This window comes from Citrobacter sp. 172116965 (assembly GCF_013458095.1).
Lineage (GTDB): Bacteria > Pseudomonadota > Gammaproteobacteria > Enterobacterales > Enterobacteriaceae > Citrobacter > Citrobacter braakii.
Map to the genome: position 1 here is coordinate 3724232 of NZ_CP046673.1, position 20457 is coordinate 3744688.

Annotated in this window: 18 protein-coding genes; 16 read left to right on the forward strand and 2 right to left on the reverse strand. The window is 54.7% G+C overall.

Annotated elements, in window-relative coordinates:
* The first annotated feature begins 298 nt into the window (after positions 1-298).
* The 7 genes from GPJ68_RS18125 (at position 299) to csiE (ending at position 8607) form a co-directional block, all read left to right on the forward strand.
* A complete protein-coding gene (locus GPJ68_RS18125; RefSeq protein ID WP_003037665.1) occupies positions 299-1282 on the forward strand; it encodes an autoinducer 2 ABC transporter substrate-binding protein in 984 nt (327 codons plus the stop codon).
* Positions 1283-1385: 103 nt separating this feature from the next.
* The gene (locus GPJ68_RS18130; RefSeq protein WP_104651155.1) at positions 1386-2894 is read left to right on the forward strand and encodes a sugar ABC transporter ATP-binding protein; all 1509 of its coding nucleotides are present in this window, start codon (positions 1386-1388) and stop codon (positions 2892-2894) included.
* Positions 2887-3876, forward strand: coding sequence for an ABC transporter permease (locus GPJ68_RS18135; protein WP_008785467.1), 990 nt, complete (start codon positions 2887-2889; stop codon positions 3874-3876). Before GPJ68_RS18130 ends, GPJ68_RS18135 begins: the two co-directional genes overlap by 8 nt.
* A gap of 1 nt (position 3877) precedes the next feature.
* Positions 3878-4831, forward strand: coding sequence for an ABC transporter permease (locus GPJ68_RS18140; RefSeq protein WP_104651154.1), 954 nt, complete (start codon positions 3878-3880; stop codon positions 4829-4831).
* A 17-nt stretch (positions 4832-4848) separates the two neighbouring features.
* Positions 4849-6486, forward strand: coding sequence for an FGGY-family carbohydrate kinase (locus GPJ68_RS18145; RefSeq protein ID WP_172860654.1), 1638 nt, complete (start codon positions 4849-4851; stop codon positions 6484-6486).
* Positions 6483-7082 carry an SIS domain-containing protein gene (locus tag GPJ68_RS18150; RefSeq protein WP_047358248.1) on the forward strand — a complete coding sequence of 200 codons (600 nt, stop codon included), beginning with the start codon at positions 6483-6485 and terminating at the stop codon, positions 7080-7082. The genes GPJ68_RS18145 and GPJ68_RS18150 overlap by 4 nt, the downstream gene beginning before the upstream one ends.
* 247 nt (positions 7083-7329) lie before the next feature.
* Complete coding sequence (gene csiE, locus GPJ68_RS18155; protein WP_104651152.1) at positions 7330-8607, forward strand: stationary phase inducible protein CsiE; 1278 nt, start codon at positions 7330-7332, stop codon at positions 8605-8607.
* On the opposite strand, the gene GPJ68_RS18160 is transcribed toward csiE, so the two are convergent.
* Positions 8602-9750: a 3-phenylpropionate MFS transporter gene (locus tag GPJ68_RS18160; protein ID WP_019077391.1), complete on the reverse strand. Its 1149-nt coding sequence runs from the start codon at positions 9748-9750 to the stop codon at positions 8602-8604. The two genes, csiE and GPJ68_RS18160, sit on opposite strands and share 6 nt — an antisense overlap.
* A gap of 489 nt (positions 9751-10239) precedes the next feature.
* Between GPJ68_RS18160 and GPJ68_RS18165 the strand changes: the two genes are divergently transcribed.
* The 4 genes from GPJ68_RS18165 to GPJ68_RS18180 all read left to right on the forward strand — a co-directional run bounded on the left by GPJ68_RS18165 (position 10240) and on the right by GPJ68_RS18180 (position 15211).
* A complete protein-coding gene (locus GPJ68_RS18165; RefSeq protein ID WP_047416451.1) occupies positions 10240-10812 on the forward strand; it encodes a fimbrial protein in 573 nt (190 codons plus the stop codon).
* Between the two features lie 76 nt (positions 10813-10888).
* Complete coding sequence (locus tag GPJ68_RS18170; protein ID WP_016154019.1) at positions 10889-11581, forward strand: molecular chaperone; 693 nt, start codon at positions 10889-10891, stop codon at positions 11579-11581.
* Positions 11582-11633: 52 nt separating this feature from the next.
* Positions 11634-14129, forward strand: a complete 2496-nt coding sequence (locus tag GPJ68_RS18175) for a fimbria/pilus outer membrane usher protein (protein WP_172860656.1) — start codon at positions 11634-11636, stop codon at positions 14127-14129.
* Positions 14120-15211, forward strand: coding sequence for a fimbrial protein (locus tag GPJ68_RS18180; RefSeq protein WP_049041538.1), 1092 nt, complete (start codon positions 14120-14122; stop codon positions 15209-15211). Before GPJ68_RS18175 ends, GPJ68_RS18180 begins: the two co-directional genes overlap by 10 nt.
* Positions 15212-15215: 4 nt before the next feature.
* On the opposite strand, the gene hcaR is transcribed toward GPJ68_RS18180, so the two are convergent.
* A complete protein-coding gene (gene hcaR / locus GPJ68_RS18185) occupies positions 15216-16097 on the reverse strand; it encodes a DNA-binding transcriptional regulator HcaR (RefSeq protein WP_180836902.1) in 882 nt (293 codons plus the stop codon).
* Positions 16098-16232: 135 nt separating this feature from the next.
* Here hcaR and hcaE point away from each other — a divergent pair, with 135 nt between their 5' ends.
* The 5 genes from hcaE to hcaD are packed head-to-tail and all read left to right on the forward strand — an operon-like array spanning position 16233 to position 20450.
* A complete protein-coding gene (hcaE, locus tag GPJ68_RS18190; protein ID WP_047416457.1) occupies positions 16233-17594 on the forward strand; it encodes a 3-phenylpropionate/cinnamic acid dioxygenase subunit alpha in 1362 nt (453 codons plus the stop codon).
* Positions 17591-18109, forward strand: coding sequence for a 3-phenylpropionate/cinnamic acid dioxygenase subunit beta (gene hcaF, locus GPJ68_RS18195; protein WP_016154024.1), 519 nt, complete (start codon positions 17591-17593; stop codon positions 18107-18109). Before hcaE ends, hcaF begins: the two co-directional genes overlap by 4 nt.
* Positions 18109-18429: a 3-phenylpropionate/cinnamic acid dioxygenase ferredoxin subunit gene (gene hcaC, locus GPJ68_RS18200; protein WP_016154025.1), complete on the forward strand. Its 321-nt coding sequence runs from the start codon at positions 18109-18111 to the stop codon at positions 18427-18429. The genes hcaF and hcaC overlap by 1 nt, the downstream gene beginning before the upstream one ends.
* Positions 18426-19238, forward strand: coding sequence for a 3-phenylpropionate-dihydrodiol/cinnamic acid-dihydrodiol dehydrogenase (gene hcaB, locus GPJ68_RS18205; RefSeq protein ID WP_104651148.1), 813 nt, complete (start codon positions 18426-18428; stop codon positions 19236-19238). Before hcaC ends, hcaB begins: the two co-directional genes overlap by 4 nt.
* Positions 19239-19247: 9 nt before the next feature.
* On the forward strand, positions 19248-20450 hold the full coding sequence (gene hcaD / locus GPJ68_RS18210) for a phenylpropionate dioxygenase ferredoxin reductase subunit (RefSeq protein WP_104651147.1): 1203 nt from the start codon (positions 19248-19250) through the stop codon (positions 20448-20450).
* Positions 20451-20457: the final 7 nt, after the last annotated feature.

Genomic DNA, 20457 nt, shown 5'->3' on the forward strand with positions numbered 1-20457 from the left:
TCAATTTCAACAATTTCTTCTTCAGCAACATCCTCCCAAATACCTTTTCGTCGCCACAACTTAAGTAAAATGATAACAATTTGTTAATTTATGGTTTCATTTTAATGTTTTGTTAACACTAAATTCAAATCCCTGAGTGTATTTCCGTGCAAATTTAACCAATATTTAACCGTTTATTTTCCATAAAATTACAATAATGGGCATAGATCACATTCACCAAACTTGTGATTCATTCCCTCTTCCATTCGTTGTTAACTTCACGCCGTGACATGTCCTGCCCCCTACGAAAGGTACAACTATGAAATTCAAACTCGCATTACTCAGTGCAACCCTGGTTTCTGCATGCATGTTGTCCGGCACGTCCTTTGCGGCGGAAAAATATGAAATTGCTGTGGTTGCCAAGGTCACCGGGATTCCGTGGTTTAACCGGATGGAAACCGGTGTTAATGAAGCAGCAAAAAAACTGGATGTGAATGCTTACCAGACCGGGCCTTCCACGCCGGATCCGGCACAGCAGGTCAAAGTGATTGAGGATCTGATCGCCAAAAACGTCAACGCCATCATCGTGGTACCGAACGATGCCAAGGTCCTTGAGCCAGTACTGAAAAAAGCGCGCGATAAAGGCATTGTCGTTCTGACGCACGAATCCCCGGATGAGCAAATTGGCCAATGGGATATCGAAACCATCGATAGTGAAAAATACGCGCAGGCCAACGTCGATGAGTTAGCAAAAAATATGGGCGGCAAAGGGGGTTACGCCATCTATGTCGGTTCACTGACGGTGCCGCTGCATAACGCGTGGGCGGATTATGCAATTAAGTACCAGAAAGAAAAATATCCGGAAATGTTTGAGGTCACTTCACGTCTGCCGGTTGCGGAAAGCATCGATAAATCCTACGCCACGACGCTGGACCTCATGAAAACTTATCCGCAGATGAAAGGCATTATCGGTTTCGGCTCGCTGGGTCCAATCGGTGCGGGTCAGGCTGTGCAGAAAAAACGCGCCAAAGATAAAATCGCCGTTGTCGGGATCGCAATGCCAGCACAGGCTGCACCTTACCTGATGCGCGGTGATATCAAAAAAGCGCTGCTGTGGGATCCAAAAGACGCGGGCTACGCGCTGGTAACGGTTGCCGATCAGCTGTTGCAGGGCAAAGAAGTTAACGCCGACCTGAGTATCGATGGTTTAGGGAAAGCCGATATCGACACGGAGAAGAAAGTGATCCGCTTTAACAAGATCCTCGAAGTCACCAAAGACAACGCACAATCACTTGGTTTCTAAGGCTTTAGCCAACACCAGGGAACCTTAACGCCGGCCGTCTGGCCGGCGCTATCAACCAAACTAACACTCAGCGTCCATCCGGGCGCTCGCAGGGGTATTGTCCATGGCAGACACCACCGCATTTATCACTCTTGAGAATATCAGCAAACAATTCCCGGGCGTGCTGGCGCTGGATAACGTGAATCTGACGCTGAGAAAAGGCGAAGTTCACTGTCTGGCGGGTCAAAACGGCTGTGGTAAAAGTACCATTATTAAAGTGATCTCCGGAGTTTATCATCCGGAAAAAGGCGCGCAGATTTTACTCGATGGCAAATTGTTCCATCACCTGACGCCGCAGCTCTCTTCCCATTATGGCATTCAGGTTATTTATCAGGACCTGTCGTTGTTCCCTAACTTTAGCGTCGCGGAGAATATCGCGGTCAACCGCTATCTGCCCGGTGGCGATATCTGGGTACGTCGTGGCGCCATGAAGCAGCAGGCGCTGGCAGCCATGAAGCGCATCGGTGTGAACATCGATCCCGATAAAAAGGTTGAAAAACTCTCGATTGCCGAACGACAACTGGTCGCCATTTGCCGGGCGATTGCCGCCGACGCGCGTCTGGTGATTATGGACGAGCCCACCGCCTCACTAACCCGTCAGGAGGTTAATGGCCTGCTACGGGTCGTTAACGAACTAAAAGCTGCCGGAATTTGTGTAGTGTTTGTCAGCCACCGTCTGGATGAAGTGATGGAAGTGGCTGACCGCATCAGCGTGATGCGCGACGGCAAACTGGTGGGCACTTATCCTGCCAGCGAACTCGACAGCCACGAGCTGGCTTTCCTGATGACCGGACAACGCTTCCACTATAGCCCGCTGCCGGAAAGACCCGCTATTGAGCAAGAGCCCCTGCTGGAGCTGCGCAACCTCAGCCGCAGAGGCAAATACCAAAACATTAATCTGTCGCTGCACGGCGGCGAGATTGTCTCCATTGTGGGCCTGCTGGGCGCCGGACGCACCGAACTTTGTCTGAGCCTGTTTGGCATGACGCACCCAGAAAGCGGTGAGATTCGCATTAACGGCCAGCCGGTCACTCTTCGCAATAACCATGATGCCATCAAACATGGCATCGGCTACGTCTCAGAAGATCGCCTGACGCAGGGGCTGATCATGGAGCAGTCGATCTACGACAACACCATCGTCACGGTGTTTGATCAACTGCATACCGGCAGCGGCCTGCTCGATCACCGTAAAGCGCAAAAGCTGGTCGCCGATTTGATCCGCGAGCTGAATATCAAAGTGTCCGATCCACACCTGCCGGTTAAAACCCTTTCCGGCGGTAATGCCCAGCGTATCGCCATTGCCAAATGGGTGGCGACTAATCCCCGCATCCTGATCCTCGACTCCCCTACCGTAGGCGTAGATATCGCCAACAAAGAGGGTATTTACCAGATAGCCCGCGATCTGGCGGAACAGGGTATGGCGGTGCTGATGATTTGCGATGAAATCCCGGAAGCGTATTACAACAGCCACCGCGTGCTGGTGATGCGTCGCGGCAGGCTGGTGGCGGAATTTAATCCTCATCAGTGCCGTGAAGAGGAGATTGCTGAAGTGGTCGAGGTAATCAATGAATAAGATGCATCTCTCCCGTTTAATCGGGCAACATGAATTTTGGCTGGGCCTGCTGGTTGTGGCCCTTGCCGTTGGGCTGAGCATCAGCACCGATGAGTTCTTGTCTTTGGGGAACCTGACGGATGTGGCTACCAGCTATGCGATTCTCGGCATCCTTGCCTGCGGGCTGTTTGTGGTACTGATTTCCGGCGGGATCGACATCTCATTTCCGGCGATGACCGCGATAGCCCAGTATGCGATGGCCAGTTGGGTTATCGGCCACGGCGGCAACTTCGCGCTGGCATTAATCATCGCAATTGCGGTGGGCCTGTTGCTTGGACTTATTAATGGCTTCCTGGTCTACTGGCTGCGCGTTCCGGCCATCATCATTACCATCGCCACGTTGAACGTTTACTACGGTCTGCTGGTGTACGCCACTAAAGGCACCTGGCTGTACGGCTTTCCGGACTGGTTTATGAACGGCATCAATTGGTTCTCGTTCACCGCGGCGGATGGCTACGACTACGGCTTGACACTGCCTCTGCTGTGCCTGGCGGCTGTGATCATCTTTACCGCCGTGCTGATGAACTATACCCGTCTTGGCCGTCAGGTTTATGCCATGGGCGGTAATCGTGATGCGGCCTCGCGCCTGGGGCTGAATCTGCTGAAGCTGCATTTCTACGTGTATGGCTACATGGGCATTCTGGCAGGCGTTGCCGCCGTGGTTCAGGCGCAAATCACCCAGTCAGTTGCGCCCAATTCGCTGCTCGGCTTTGAGTTGACGGTACTGGCGGCGGTCGTGCTCGGCGGAACCAGCATGAGCGGCGGACGCGGAACATTAACCGGAACACTGCTCGGCGTGGTCCTGCTGGCCTTCTTACAAAATGGCCTGACGCTGCTCAGCGTCTCCTCTTACTGGCACACCGTGTTCAGCGGCGCCATTATCCTGGTCAGCATTAGCGCCACGGCCTGGAACGAAAAACGCAAACTGGCAAGGGAGCTTTGAGATGAAAACAATCGCCAGATTTTTACCCGGTGATGCCATCATTCGTCTGCAATGCGTCATTATTGTGGTCGTCGCCCTGGTCTTCTCGGCCCTGCTCGGCAGCCGTTTTTTCAGCGTCGCTAACTTCCAGTCGATTGGCTCGCAACTGCCGATCCTTGGCATGCTGGCCCTCGGGATGGGCATGACCATGCTGACCGGCGGCATAAACCTGTCGATAATTGCAGGAGCGAATGCCTGCTCGCTGATAATGGCGGCGATTATCGTCACCCATCCGGATAACCCGCTGTTTCTGGTGCTGGCGCTGCTGGCAGGCGCTGCCGTGGCGGTCGCAATCGGTACGCTCAACGGCGCGCTGATTGCCTGGGTCGGGGTTTCGCCGATTCTCGCCACGCTCGGCACGATGACGCTTATCTCCGGGCTGAATATACTGCTTTCCAATGGGACAGTGATTTCCGGTTTCCCGACCGCCATTCAATATCTTGGTAACGCCACGATTGCCGGTATTTCGGTAGCGCTGCTGCTCTTTTTCCTGGTGGCAATCCTGCTGTGGGTACTGCTGGAGCACACCACGCTTGGGCGCAGTCTGTATCTCGTGGGTTCCAATGAACAGGCTACCCGCTACAGCGGCGTAAATACCGTCCGGGTACAAATTTCCGTGTACGTGATTTCTGCCCTGCTCGGCTGGGTCGCCGCCATTCTGATGATGGCGAAATTCAACTCGGCAAAAGCCGGATACGGTGAGTCATACCTGCTGGTCACCATCCTTGCCTCCGTCCTCGGCGGCATCAACCCGGATGGCGGTTTCGGGCGCATTATCGGCCTGGTACTGGCGCTGATTGTGCTGCAAATGCTGGAAAGCGGCCTTAACTTGCTGGGGGTGAGCAGCTATCTGACGATGGCGCTGTGGGGCGCGGTGCTGATCCTCTTTATCGCATTACAGAATCGTAAAGCCTGATTTCAGGAGAAAAAATTATGGCAAGTTACTTTATTGGTGTGGATGTCGGAACCGGAAGCGCCCGTGCCGGCGTGTTTGATCTCAACGGCAGAATGGTCGGCCAGGCCAGTCGGGCTATCGAGATTTACCGCCCGCAGGCCGATTTTGTTGAGCAGTCTTCCGATAACATCTGGCAGGCGGTGTGTAACGCGGTTCGCGATGCGATTAACCAGTCAGATATCAACCCAATCCAGGTGAAAGGTCTGGGCTTTGACGCTACCTGCTCACTGGTGGTGCTGGATAAAGAAGGTAAACCGCTGACCATCAGCCCGTCCGGGCGCAGCGAACAGAACATCATTGTGTGGATGGATCACCGCGCCATTACCCAGGCTGAACGCATTAACGCCCTGCATCATCGGGTGCTGGACTACGTTGGCGGGATTATCTCCCCGGAAATGCAAACGCCCAAGCTGCTGTGGCTGAAGCAGCATATGCCCAATACCTGGGCCAATGCGGGTTACTACTTTGATCTGCCCGATTTCCTGACCTGGCGCGCAACAGGCGATGACACACGCTCATTGTGTTCGACAGTGTGTAAATGGACCTATATGGGCCATGAAGACAAATGGGATGCCAGCTATTTCCGCCAGATTGGGCTGGAAGACCTGCTGGAACATGATGCTGCCAAAATTGGTCGCTACGTGAAAACCATGGGCGAACCGCTCGGTCACGGGCTGTCCGCGCGCGCCGCCAGCGAAATGGGACTGATTCCGGGGACCGCGGTCAGCGTCTCGATAATCGATGCCCACGCCGGCACACTAGGTACGCTCGGCGCAAGCGGAGTTTCCGGCGAGGTGGCGGATTTTGACCGTCGTGTCGCGCTAATTGGTGGCACCTCCACCGGACACATGGCAATTTCCAAAGAGCCGCGTTTTATCGGCGGCGTCTGGGGTCCTTACTACTCAGCCGTACTGCCGGAATACTGGCTCAATGAAGGCGGGCAGTCAGCAACCGGGGCGTTAATCGACCACGTTATTCAGTCGCATCCGTGTTACGAAACCCTGCTGACGCAGGCTAAGTCTCAGGGGCAAACCATTTATGAATTGCTGAATGCGCTGCTGCGTAAAATGGCTGGTGAGCCGGAAGATATCGCCTTTTTGACCCGTGACATGCACATCCTGCCCTATTTCCACGGCAACCGCTCGCCGCGCGCTAACCCCACGCTCACGGGAGCAATCACCGGACTGAAGCTGTCCCGCACGCCGGAAGATATGGCGCTCCAGTACCTCGCAACCATCCAGGCCATTGCGCTGGGAACGCGCCATATCATTGAAACGATGAACCAAAGCGGCTACACCATCGATACGATTATGGCCAGCGGCGGCGGGACGAAAAACCCGATCTTCGTTCAGGAGCATGCCAACGCCACCGGTTGCGCCATGCTGCTGCCTGAAGAGAGCGAAGCCATGCTGCTGGGCGGCGCGATGATGGGGACTATCGCCGCAGGCGTGTTCGACACGTTCCCGGAAGCGATGTCGGCAATGAGCCGGATTGGTAAAACGGTCACCCCGCAGACCAATCGCATTAAGCAGTACTACGATCGCAAATATCGGGTATTCCACGAGATGTATCAGGATCATATGAAATACCGCCAACTGATGCAGGAGGACGCATGAGTGACTCCTGGTCTCAGGCCACCGGCGTATTTCAGCTCTATAGCGATGCCCTCGCAGGTCTGGGACAGCATCTGACTGAACCGGTCTGGCAGTCGCTAATGGCGGAGCTGCGCGGTTGCCAGGGGAAAATCGTCGTCACTGGCGTCGGTACATCCGGTATTGCGGCGCGTAAAGTTGCGCACATGCTCGCCTGCGTGGAACGTCCGGCGATTTACCTCAACGCGACGGATGCGGCGCATGGCGATCTCGGTTTTTTACGCGCCGATGACCTGGTCATTATGCTATCACGCGGGGGAAATTCGGATGAACTAACCCGACTGCTGCCCGGGCTGGCTGCGAGAAATGTGCCCATCCTGAGCGTGACTGAAAACGCCGACTCAGCCATTGCTAAAGCGTCGAGGCTGGTGATTTCCACCGGCGTCCAGCGTGAGGCCGACCCGTTGAACATGTTGGCCACCACCTCAATTTTACTGGTCCTGGCTATCTTTGACGCCGCCTGCGCCTGTCTGATGAGCGAAAGCGGTTACTCAAAAGAGACGCTATTGTCTGTACATCCTGGCGGTGATGTGGGATTAACGCTGAGCCGCGAGCAGTAACAACAGACCGCGCATTTCCACTCGTCTTCTCAACCCGTCACCCTCAGGCGGGTTTTTTTATGTCTCAATAGAAGATAAAACAGTGAAAAAGCCAGTTAACGCGCTGCGTTCCACTCCTGCTATCTGTTCCGCACGTTAAAAATTCTGTGACGCTCTCCAGCATTCCTGGTGGAAAGCATTCCATTCTCCAAATCTATGAGCAAACTTTAGCTATTCTTATCAAACATACTTACGGGAGATCCTACAGATGATGTCAACGCTTGCTCCACCATCTGTACTTTCCGCTCCCCAGCGCCGTTGCCAGGTGCTGCTGACGCTTTTCCTGCCAGGGCAAATCGCTACAGCTCAAACCTTCAGTAGCCTCAATGGCGTTGATGATGCCACTGTTGAGGAAGATATTATTGGCGCAGGACTCGAAATCCAGCGCTATCACCGACTCGCGATTACCACCGCGCTGAATGGCGGCTATACGATCGAAGGGACCCCGCTAAATCAGCGCCTGTGTCTGTTGCAGTGGCTGCGCCGCGGTCTGCGGATCTGCCCGACTTTTATCGCCCAGCATTTCACACCCACATTAAAAATGGCGCTGAAACAACAAGGTATCGCGCGTACGCTGTATGACGACACCAATCTGCATGCGCTCATTAATCTGTGCTCCCGGCGCTTGCAGAAGCCGTTTGAGTACCGTGACATCCAGTTCCTGCGCCTGTATTTACAGTATTGTCTGCTACAGCATCACGCGGGAGTCACCCCGGAATTTAATCCGCTCCAGCAACGCTGGGCGCAATCCTGCGCAGAGTATCCGCTCGCTGAGGAAATTGGCCGCCACTGGCAGCGCCACGTCATGCAGAGTGCGCCGCCGGGCGAATCGCTGTTTATGGCGTTGCTGTTCTCAATGCTCCGTATCCCCGACCCTGTGCGCGATAACCACCAGCAGGATCGTCGCCTGCGTCTTGCTATTGCACGGCTGGTGCTGCGTTTTCGCGAGTATGGCAATGTACGCTTCAGCGATGAGCAAGGACTGAACGATCAGCTGTATATTCACCTTGCCCAGGCGCTTAACCGCAGCGTGTTTGCCATTGGCATTGATAACACGCTGCCGGAGGAGTTCAGCCGACTTTATCCCCGTCTGGTTCGTACTACCCGCGAGGCGATACATGGCTTCGAAGCGGAGTACGATGTGCAGTTTTCAGAAGAAGAGATCGGGCTGGTCGCCGTTATTTTCGGTGCCTGGCTGATGCAGGAGAAGGATTTGCACGAGAAGCAGATTATCCTGCTGACCGGCAACAATGAACTACTTGAAGCGCATATTGAGCAACAGCTGCGCGAACTGACGCTGCTGCCGCTCAACGTAAAACATATGCCGATGCAGGACTTTCAAAAACAGGGTACGCCGCGCGGAGTCACGTTGATTATTACGCCGTATACCACGCCGCTGCCGCTGTTTTCTCCGCCGTTGATTCATGCGGATCTGGCACTTACGCCGCATCAGCAGCAGCAGATCCGCAAAATCCTCGAATCATAACGTTGCAGGCTGCGCCACCACCTTCGGGCGCAGAAAGATTGCCGGTAGCGCCACCAGCGCCATCACCCAGAATACGCCGTTGCCCAGATTCTGGTACAGGTAGCCTGCGAATACGGTCATGATGGCGATGCTGCCGCCCATCGCCACCGCAGAATACACCGCCTGCAAACGTATCACTTCGCTGCCCTGGCGCGTCGCGATATAGCGCATTGCCGCCAGGTGGCAGACGGTAAAGGTTCCGCAATGGAGGATTTGCACCACGATCAGCCACGGTAGCTCAGTGCTCCAGCCCATCAACCCCCAACGTGCCACGCCGCAAACGGCGGAAAGCAGCAGCAAATCGCGCGCGCTAAAGCGGCGGAATAGCTTGTGACTGAGCGCAAAAATAATCACTTCCGCCACCACGCCTAATGACCACAAATAGCCCACCGCCGAAGCGGAATATCCGGCAGACTGCCAGTAGATGGCGCTGAACCCGTAATAAGCGGCATGCGCACCTTGCAACAAACTCACACAGGCCAGAAAACGCCAGCTTTGGGTTATCAACGCACGCCAGGCGGGCCATCCCGCGCTCTCCTGCTGACGGTTTTCCCCCGCTGGCTGCACGCTCGGGCGGATCATCATCCCCAATAGCATCGACGCGACGCCAAGCGACAGCAGGACCAGGATCACCCGATAGTCAAACAGGCTCACCAGCTTGCCGGTCAGCGCGGAGCCAATCACAAAGGCAACGGATCCCCACAGTCTTACCCGACCGTAGTCCATGGTTATCTGTTTTTGCCAGGTGTTGGCCAGCGCGTCGGTCAACGGCACCAGCGGCGAGAAAAACAGGTTAAAGCCGACCATCACCACCATCAGCCACGCCACGTTGGTGCCCGCCCAGAAGGCCAGCGCAAACACCAGCGTCAACAGGGCCAGAATACGTAAAGCGGAGATCAGACGAGAGGGATCGCTTACGCGCGGCGCAATCAGCAAACTGCCGAGAAAACGGGCAATCAGCCCCGCGCCCAGCAGTAAACCGATGGTTTCCGGCGTCAGCCCCAGCCCTTCGAGCCAGACGCTCCAGAAAGGCAGAAAAATACCGTAGCTAAAGAAGTAGGTGAAATAACCGAGCGCCAGCCAGCGCGTGGAATGCAAAGCCATGGGTCCTCCCGTTTTAGAAGCCCTAGTCTAATGACACAAGCCGCATTCTGAAGAGTACTACTGTTCACATTTACCAGATAATTGTGACAAACATCACTTTTAACCAACACTGTTGGCTATCCGAATCCACAATCATTTACACCTGTACAATTTTACAGCAGAAGATGTGATGGGATGAGTAAACAGGAATGCAAGAAAGGAAAATATTTAGCTAAAAAACACGCAACTGAATATCAAGGGCTTAATATCATCACGAGTATAATACTTAGCAAAAACATTCGTTATTATAATATTTCACCCCTCACTAATTTAATATTATTTAATACAATGACAGTTAATTCGCTTATTTTTAATAAATATAATCTGAAAACATCACGCCTTAACTTGCTTATGCACGAATATCGAATACCATCGCCCCGCAATTAATTTTAACCTGTATGTTTTCATAAATTTAATTGTCAATAGGTTTATCGGATAAGAGGGAATTTAATGAACAAAATTACAAAATCTATAGCAGTTAGCCTGATAGCGCTTTCTGCGGGAAGCGCATGGGCGACGGATGGCACCATTGAATTTACGGGTGAAATTCTAACCAGCACCTGTGAGTTTTCTAATGGCGACGTCATCAAGGTGGAACTGGGTCACTACGCCGCTGCTCAGTTTAAAAGCGTCGGCGACCGTTCCCCGGCGATTCCGGTTGATATTCCGTTAAAAAATTGCCCAACCACACCGTGGGAACACGTTGATGGTACAACGGACAACTCGTTCCAGGTGTGGCTGGAAACGCGTGCAGGCGGCACCGTGGCCAATCACGACGATCTGGTCGCCGTTAGCAGCCTGGATACCCCTGCAACCGGCGTGGGTATCCGTATCGACAGAGCCAGCGACGGCCAACAAATGTCGCTGAATAAGCTCACCACGCCGAAAGTTAGTTTTACCCCGGAAGCCGATGGCACCACTACCGTAGGGCTGCAAGCCTATTACGTCTCCACCGTTGATTCATCACTGATCACCCCTGGGGAAGCCAACGCCAGCGTGGATGTCACCATAGACTACCGCTAATTCCCGTACGTCGTCTCTTTTCTTCCAGCAAGGACGGAAAGAGACGTTTTCTGACGTCTGGTTAAGGATGACTGTGATGAAAAAACACACTATTCTCGTATTATCGATGCTGCTTGGCGGCTGGGTCAGCCAGTGCCTCGCGGGTGGAATTGTGCTAGAGAGAACTCGCGTCATCTACGATGCCGGGAAAAAAGAGGCCGCCCTGCCGGTGGCTAACCGCAGCGAGAACCTGCCCTATTTATTACAGTCGTGGGTCGATAATGCGCAAGGAACGGCGCGTGGTCCTTTTATTATTACGCCACCGCTATTTCGTCTGGATTCGGGCAGCGATTCATCACTACGAATAATTAAATCATCTGAAAACATCATTAATAACAAAGAATCACTTTTCTTTATTAACGTCCGCGCGATCCCGGCAAAAAGCCAGTCTGCCGATAGCGATAATAATATGCTGACCCTGGTATTTAAAACGCGTATCAAACTGTTCTATCGGCCAGCCAATTTAACGGGTAAACCTTACGATGCCTATAAATCTCTCGAATATAAATATAGCAATAATAAGTTAGACATCTATAACCCATCGGCTTATCACGTCGTCTTTGCTGGTATTGCGCTCGGGAAAACCGATCTCACCAGTAAAATCGACTATATCGCTCCCGGCGAGCATAAACAGATCGAGGTTCCCGCTTCTGCAGGGAAAACGGTGCAGTGGGCAGCCATTAACGACTACGGCGGGGCCACCAAAACGGAAACCCGAACGCTGCAATAGCCGTCCCCCACGTTGACCACACGATAATAGCTCTCAAGGAATGACAAGCGAAATGGTGCAATTAACACCGCATTTATTAACCACGAAACGGCTCTCTTTCTGGATACATTGCGCGATTGTCAGCGGATGCCTGAGCGCATGCCAGGCCTGGGCCAGCGATCTCTATTTTGACCCGGCGCTGCTGGAAACGGAGAAAAGTGGCCAGCGGGCAGTGGATCTCAACGTATTTTCTCAGAATAACGCCCAGCTCCCTGGTGAATATATTGTTGATATTTATATTAATAATAAGAAAACGGTACAACGTACGCTGCCGTTCATCGCCGGTAAAGACCACCAGTTGATTCCTCAGTTCACCCTTGGGCAGCTACGTGAGTTAGGCTTTAAGATCGACAACTATCCGCAGCTTGCGGAGCAGGACAACCGTACGATAATTACCGATCTGGCGCAGGCCATCCCCGGCAGCGTCTCTCAGTTCGACTTCAACCATAGCCGGCTGAATCTCAGCGTGCCGCAGATTGCATTGTACCGCGACGCCCGCGGCTATATTGACCCCTCCCGCTGGGACGACGGTATGCCGGTGCTGTTTACCAACTACGCCTTTAGCGGCTCGCAGAACCAATACGACAGCGATAACACCCAGCGCCAGTATCTGAATATGCAAAACGGCGCCAATATCGGCCCCTGGCGGCTGCGCAATTATTCCACCTGGACGCACAACGATAACGACACACGCTGGGAGAGCATTAATAGCTGGTTGCAGCGGGATATCAAAAGTCTGAAATCGCAGTTGGTAATGGGCGAGAGTGCAACGGAAGGCACGGTATTCACCAGCTATCAGTTTACCGGCGTGCGGCTGTACTCCGATGAAACCATGCTGCCCAACAGCCAGCGCGGCTTTGCGCCGACCATTCGCGGTATCGCCAACTCCAGCGCTATCGTCACGGTACGGCAAAACGGCTACACCCTGTATCAAAGCAATGTCCCGGCCGGCGCTTTTGAAATCAACGATCTCTACCCCTCTTCCTTCAGCGGCGATTTAGACGTCACTATCGAAGAGGCCGACGGTAGCGTGCGGCACTTCGTCCAGCCCTTCTCCGCGCTACCGCAGATGCAGAGGCCGGGATATCTCAAATACAGCGCCACCGCCGGGCGCTTTCGCGCCGCCAGCTCGCAGGACAGCAACGAACCGGAGTTCCTTGAAAGCACCGCCAGCTATGGCCTGAACAACGTGTTGACCCTGTACGGTGGCCTGAATGCCTCGCAGGACTATCGGGCGCTGGCGCTGGGTCTCGGCTCTACGCTCGGCGAACTTGGGGCGGTATCGATGGATGTCAGCCGTGCGGATACCCAGCTTGATAACGATGAAAACTATCACGGCTACAGCTGGCGTACCCAGTACATCAAAGATCTACCGGAAAGCGGCACCAGCGTGTCACTAAGCTACTATCGCTACACCAGCAGCGGTTATTTCAACTTCTCCGACGCCAACCAGAAGGACATCAGCGCCGACGACCGCCTGCGCAACGAAGCTCAGTTCACCGTCAGCCAGTCGCTGTTTTCTGGTATCAGCTTCTACGCCTCCGGCTCGCAGCAGAAGTACTGGGATCGCGGGGGGCAGGATAAAAACCTGTCCATTGGTCTGAACGGCAATCTATGGGGCGTGAGCTATAACCTCAGCGGCCAGTTCACCGATTCGCAGGACAGCGACAACGATCGCACGCTGTCGCTCAGCCTGAGCGTACCGCTGGATCGCTGGCTGTCGCATGCGCGGGCAACCTGGCGCACCACCGATCAACGCGATCGCGCCACACAGCACGAAGTGGGTATCAACGGCTCGCTGCTGGAAGACCGTCGACTGAGCTATAGCCTCAAACAGCGGCAAAGCGAAGGCGGCGGCGGTGATAGCAGCAGCCTGTACGGCAGCTATCGCTCTGCCTATGGCACCATGAATGCGGGCTACGACTACAGCAGCGATAGCCAACAGATGAGCTACGGCCTCTCCGGCGGTATTGTCGCCCATCCCCACGGCGTGACGCTGTCGCAGCCGCTGGGTAATGCCTTTGCGCTGATTGACGCCAACGGCGCGGCAGGTATCCGGGTGAAAAACTATCCGGGCATCGCCACCGACTATTTTGGCTATGCCATTATCCCCTATCTGACCGCGTATCAGGAAAACGCCATCTCTCTCGATACCACTATGATGCCGGATAATGTCGATGTGACCGAAACCGTGCGTACCGTGGTGCCTAATCGCGGTGCCGCCGTAACGGCGCACTTTATTGCCCAGACAGGCTACCGCGTGCTGTTGAAACTCACCGATGCGCGAGGGAATGCGCTGCCCTTCGGCGCAGTAGCCAGCAGCCAGACGCAGCAAAGCATCGTCGATGAAGGCGGCGTGCTGTATATCACCGGCGTGAACAATCAGCCGCAGAGGTGGTCCGTGCGCTGGGGCAATCAGCCTGATCAACAGTGCCAGTTTACCTTCAGCCTGCAGGAAGATGCCGCTCGCAGCGCCGCAATACATAATGGGAACGCACTATGTCAATAAAGAATTCGTGGATGAAAAATGGGATTGCCGCCGCGCTGCTGGCGCTATCTATCGCCCCGGTCTACGCGGCGAACGGGTCCTGCGTCGCATCAGGTCCATCAGGTCGCTTTAACGCCGATGTCTCCAGCGACTGGACACAAGCCCAGAACGTCGCCGGAACCTCGCTGGAGCTGCCGACGCCACTCACGGGCGGTGCTTATCAAATTGATTGCGGCTGTGGCGCGGGTAGCAGAGTGGCGCTGTTCTATACGGTCACCAGCGCGCTATCCGGAAACGGTCAACTCAGCGGCTTTTACCATCTGAATGATAATCTGGATATTAAAACCGAAGTTGACGATATTCCCGGCGCCACAGCCGTCTTACCGACAAACCGTGACCCATTGAGAGAAAGCGGCTCGTATGGGATAAGCAGCGAAAAAGGCAGCGTATGTATCGACGATCCGGCGGAGACTCGCGCCGCGCCGGTGACGATTGGCGCACGTACCCGTTTTACGCTGTACGTCACCAAACCCTTCTTAGGTGAACTGGTGATTCCAGATACCCAAATCGCCTCCGTACGGGCCGGATGGAGCACGACGACCACCTCTCCGTCAATGAACAACCTGGGAGATATCGCCGAGCTGCACATCCAGGGGAGCATTACCGTGCCTCAGGACTGTAAAATCAACCAGGGCGACGTCATTCAGGTCGATCTCGGTTATATCAACACCAGTCGTTTCACTACCCCAAATGAGATGCCGGACGGCTATACACCAGTCAGTTTTGATATTGACTACGACTGTGGCGATACATCAAGCATCAACAATAAGATGGAAATGAGGATTGATGGCGATGATGTGCTTGATCAGTACACGTTAGTCGCCCGCCGCCGGGAGGCCGATAATATCCCGGACATCGGCGTGAGAATGGCTCGTATCGACGACACCCACATCAATATCCCGTTCACAAATGGGTTGATCGGTATCCATCCTTCCGGCCAGGGGCACATCAGCCTGGAGGCATGGCCGATCAATCTCCTCGGTGGAACGCCAGCCCCAGGTAAATTTAGCGGTACAGCCACGATTACCGTTCTCGTGAAATAGCGCTTTACTCTATCCTCTGGCGTTGTGCCAGTTCGATGAATTGCTGCAGGGCGGGCTTTAGCTCGCCCTTCTTCCATGCCATCAACAATGCCAGCGTTGGCGCTTCACCGACGATTGGCCGAAAAACCACCTGCCCGGTATTAAAATTATTCATATAACCGGGTATCAAAGTCACCCCCAGTCCCATGCCGACCAGATTCATGGTCACCAGAATATTGGTCGCTACCTGCACAATATTGGGCTGGCTTTCCTGCTGCTGAAACCAGTTTTTGACAATCATCGCTAGCGCCCCGGAATAAGCGGGATCGGTACTGACAAAATTTACGCCATGCAGCTGTTCTGCGGAGATCGCTTGCTCATTGGCTAACAGATGATTCACCGGTAACACCACGACCAGCGGCTCATGAATCAGCTCCAGATAATCCAGCTCCGGGCTGTACACCGGGTGACGCATTAAGCCCACGTCCAGTTCTCCGTTGAGGATCCTTTCTTCCTGTTCGGTGGTTATCAGGCTTACCAGCTCAATGTGTGTATCCGGTTGTTTTAAACGAAATAAGGGCAGCACCTTCGGTAGCAAATTCACCTCAGCGGAAGGGACAAAACCAATAGCGAAATGATTATCTTCCTGCCCCGTTTTACGGGCGCGAACTTTGGCATTTTCCGCCTGCTCAAGGATCGCCAGCGCGTCCTGTAAAAAGCACTCCCCCGCCGCCGTCAGCGCAACTTTTCGCTTATCCCGCACCAGTAACGGAACGCCCACGCAGGTTTCCAGATCGCGGATCTGGCTGCTTAACGACGGCTGAGAGGTATGCAGCTTTTCTGCCGCCCGGGTGAAATTCAGCGCCTGCGCCACCGCCACAAAATAGCGTAATTGCCTCAGTTCCATGCCCTTCTCCTTGTTATCGAAAAAATGTCTCAACTGGTAGAAATTTACTATTTCACAGATTGATAACTAACCAGCAACATCCTTATGGCACAAAAATAGAAGGTCAATACATCTTATCTTTCAGGATTAAAAAATATGACCACACCCTCAAATTTAGACATCTACCAACTGATCGACACGCAAAACGGTCGTGTAACCCCACGGATTTATACTGACCCAGAAATTTACCAACTGGAGCTGGAGCGCATCTTCGGGCGCTGCTGGCTATTTCTCGCCCACGAAAGCCAAATCCCCAAAGCCGGTGATTTTTTTAACACCTACATGGGCGAGGATGCGGTCGTGGTGGTTCGCCAGAAAGACGGCAGCATCAAAGCGTTTCTCAACCAGTGCCGCCACCGGGCGATGCGCGTCAGCTACGCCGACTGCGGGAACACTCGCGCCTTTACCTGCCCGTATCACGGCTGGTCGTACGGTATCAATGGCGAGCTGATCGACGTCCCGCTGGAGCCTCGCGCTTACCCGCAAGGGCTATGCAAATCGCACTGGGGACTGAACGAAGTTCCTGGCGTAGAGAGCTATAAAGGGCTGATTTTCGGCAACTGGGACACCACCGCGCCCACGCTACGCGATTATCTCGGCGACATCGCGTGGTATCTCGACGGTGTGCTTGACCGCCGCGAAGGCGGCACAGAAATCGTCGGCGGCGTACAGAAGTGGACCATCGACTGTAACTGGAAATTCCCCGCCGAACAGTTTGCCAGCGATCAGTATCACGCATTGTTCAGCCATGCCTCCGCTGTGCAGGTGTTGGGGGCAAAAGACGACGGTAGCGATAAACGCCTCGGTGACGGACAAACCGCTCGCCCTGTGTGGGAAACCGCCAAAGATGCACTACAGTTCGGCCAGGACGGGCACGGCAGCGGCTTCTTCTTTACCGAAAAGCCGGATGCCAACGTGTGGGTCGACGGCGAAGTCTCCAGCTACTACCGCGACACCTACGCAGAAGCTGAACAGCGTCTGGGTAAGGTTCGTGCTCTGCGTCTGGCCGGTCACAACAACATTTTTCCAACGCTTTCCTGGCTCAATGGTACCGCTACGTTGCGCGTCTGGCATCCGCGCGGTCCTGATCAGGTTGAAGTGTGGGCGTTCTGTATTACCGATAAAGCCGCCTCTGATGAAGTGAAAGCCGCATTTGAAAACAGCGCTACGCGCGCTTTTGGCCCCGCCGGATTCCTTGAGCAGGACGACTCGGAAAACTGGAGTGAAATTCAAAAACTGTTGAAGGGCCATCGGGCGCGTAATAGCAAACTGTGCCTGGAAATGGGGTTAGGTCAGGAGAAACGTCGTGAAGACGGCATTCCGGGGATCACCAACTACATCTTCTCAGAAACCGCCGCCCGCGGCATGTATCAGCGCTGGGCTGATTTACTCAGCAGCGAAAGCTGGCAGGAAGTGCAGGAAAAAACCGCCGCTTACCAGCAGGAGGTGATGAAATGAGTGCTTTAGTTTCCCTGGAACTGCATCACCGCATTACGCAGTTTCTCTACCATGAAGCCAGCCTGCTGGATGACTGGCAGTTTCGCGACTGGCTGGCACAGCTGGATGACGACATTCGCTATACCATGCGCACAACGGTCAATGCCCAGACGCGCGATCGTCGCAAAGGCGTGCAGCCGCCAACCACCTGGATTTTTAACGACAATAAAGATCAGCTTGAACGCCGTATTGCGCGACTGGAAACCGGAATGGCCTGGGCAGAGGAGCCGCCGTCGCGTACCCGACACCTGATCAGCAACTGCCAGGTCAGTGAAACCGAAGTGCCGGATGTATTCGCCGTGCGCCTTAACTATCTGCTGTATCGCGCGCAAAAAGAGCGCGATGAAACCTTTTACGTCGGCATGCGCATGGACAAAGTGCGCCGTTTACCGGGCGATGAGTGGCGCTTACTGGAGCGTGAGATCGTGCTGGATCAAGCGGTGATCACCTCCCATAACCTGAGTGTATTGTTCTGATGAGTCGTATTTATGCCTGCCCCGTAGGGGATTTGCCGGAGGGTGAAGCGCTCCGGCTCGACACTTCGCCCGTCATCGCGCTGTTCAACGTTGGCGGCGAGTTTTATGCCATTAACGATCGCTGTAGCCACGGTAATGCCTCGATGTCGGAAGGTTATCTGGAAGACGACGCGACGGTGGAATGCCCGCTGCATGCCGCCAGTTTCTGCCTGAAAACCGGTAAGGCGTTGTGTTTACCTGCCACCGATCCGCTGACCACCTACGCGGTGTACGTGGAAGGTAGCGATGTGTTCGTTGATATTCCAGAGGACGCGAGATGAGCGATTTACGCGATAACGTGGTCTTTATCACCGGCGGCGGCTCCGGTCTTGGCCTGGCGCTGGTCGAGCGTTTCATTGAGGAAGGCGCGCGGGTCGCCACGCTGGAACTTTCGCCAGCCAAAGTCGCCAGCCTGCGCCAACGTTTTGGCGAACATGTGCTGGCAGTAGAAGGCAACGTCACCTACTACGCCGACTATCAGCGCGCGGTGGATCAAATTCTGGCGCGCTACGGCACGCTGGACTGTTTGATCGGCAACGCCGGGATATGGGATCACAACGCCTCGCTGGTCAATACGCCAGCAGACGCGCTGGAGAGCGGCTTTCATGAGCTGTTTAACGTCAACGTGCTGGGCTATCTGCTGGGCGCAAAAGCCTGCGCCCCTGCGCTTATCGCCAGCGAAGGCAACATCATCTTTACCCTTTCCAACGCGGCGTGGTATCCCGGCGGCGGCGGTCCGTTGTATACCGCCTCTAAACATGCCGCCACCGGGTTGATTCGCCAGTTAGCCTACGAGCTGGCGCCAAAGGTGCGCGTCAACGGCGTCGGTCCGTGCGGTATGGCGACCGATCTGCGCGGCCCACAGGCGCTGGGCCAGGGCGATACGTCGATTATGCAGTCGCTGACGCCGGAAAAAATCGCCGCCATTTTGCCGTTGCAGTTTTTTCCTGAGCCAGCGGATTTTACCGGCCCGTATGTGATGCTGGCGTCAAAGCGCAACAATCGCACATTGAGTGGCGTGATGATCAATGCCGATGCCGGTTTAGGCATTCGCGGTATTCGTCACGTTGCAGCCGGACTGGATCTCTGAGGAGGCGTTATGAGCCATAAAATTATCGCAATCGTCGGCGGTGGTCAGGCTGCGGCAATGGCCGCCGTCGCACTGCGTCAGCAAGGATTTAACGGCGAATTACATCTGTTTTCCGATGAGCCGTATCTGCCCTATGAACGCCCTCCGCTCTCCAAAGCGATGCTGCTGGACGAAAATCCACAGCGACAGCCGATCCTGAACGCTGACTGGTGGCAGGAGAACAACGTACAGTTGCATCTTGGCGTCACGCTGCGTCAGATTGACCGCACCTCGCGCACGCTGACGCTCGCCGATGGTCAGTCCTACCGCTGGTCGCAGTTGCTGTTGGCGACCGGGGCCGCCGCCAGACCGCTGCCGCTACTGGATAAACTGGGCGAACGTTGCTTTACCCTGCGTCACGCCACAGATGCCGAGCGTCTGCGCGGTGCCTTGCTGCCGGGCAAGGCGATTGTGATTGTCGGTGCGGGCACCATTGGCCTGGAATTAGCGGCCAGCGCGATCCAACGCGGCTGTAGGGTGACGTTAGTGGAGCTGGCCTCAACGGTAATGGGTCGCAACGCCCCTGCTCCGGTGCGCGACTATCTGCTAAACCGCCACCGACAGGCAGGGGTGCGGGTGCTGCTCAACAGCGCCATTGAGCACGCTGAAGCGGGAGAGTTTCTCTCGCTTACCCTGCAAAACGGCCAGACGCTACAGGCCGATGCGCTGGTTTATGGCATCGGTATCGTGGCGAATGATGCGCTGGCTCGCGAAGCCGGGCTGGAGACGGCTAACGGTATTATCGTTGACTCCGCCTGCATCACCTCCGATCCCGCGATTTTCGCCGCCGGTGATGTGGCGATAACGCGCCAGCCTGACGGTTCGTTAGAACGGGTAGAAAGCTGGGAAAATGCCAATAACCAGGCACAGATTGCCGCTGCCGCAATGCTCAACCTGCCGTTGCCGGAGAAGACGCCAGGCTGGTTCTGGACCGACCAATTTAATGACAATCTGCAATTTGTTGGCGATATGCAAGGGCAAACATGGTTATGTCGTGGCAATCCGGATGACGGCAAGGCTATCTGGTTCCACCTGCATGATGGGAAGCTAATTGGCGCAGTAGCACTCAACAACGGACGCGAAGTGCGCGCACTGCGTAAGTTAATTCATTCAGGACGAGTGGTAAGCGAGGAAGCGCTATGCGATGAAGGCGTGCCGCTGAAGTCGTTGTGATAGCAGC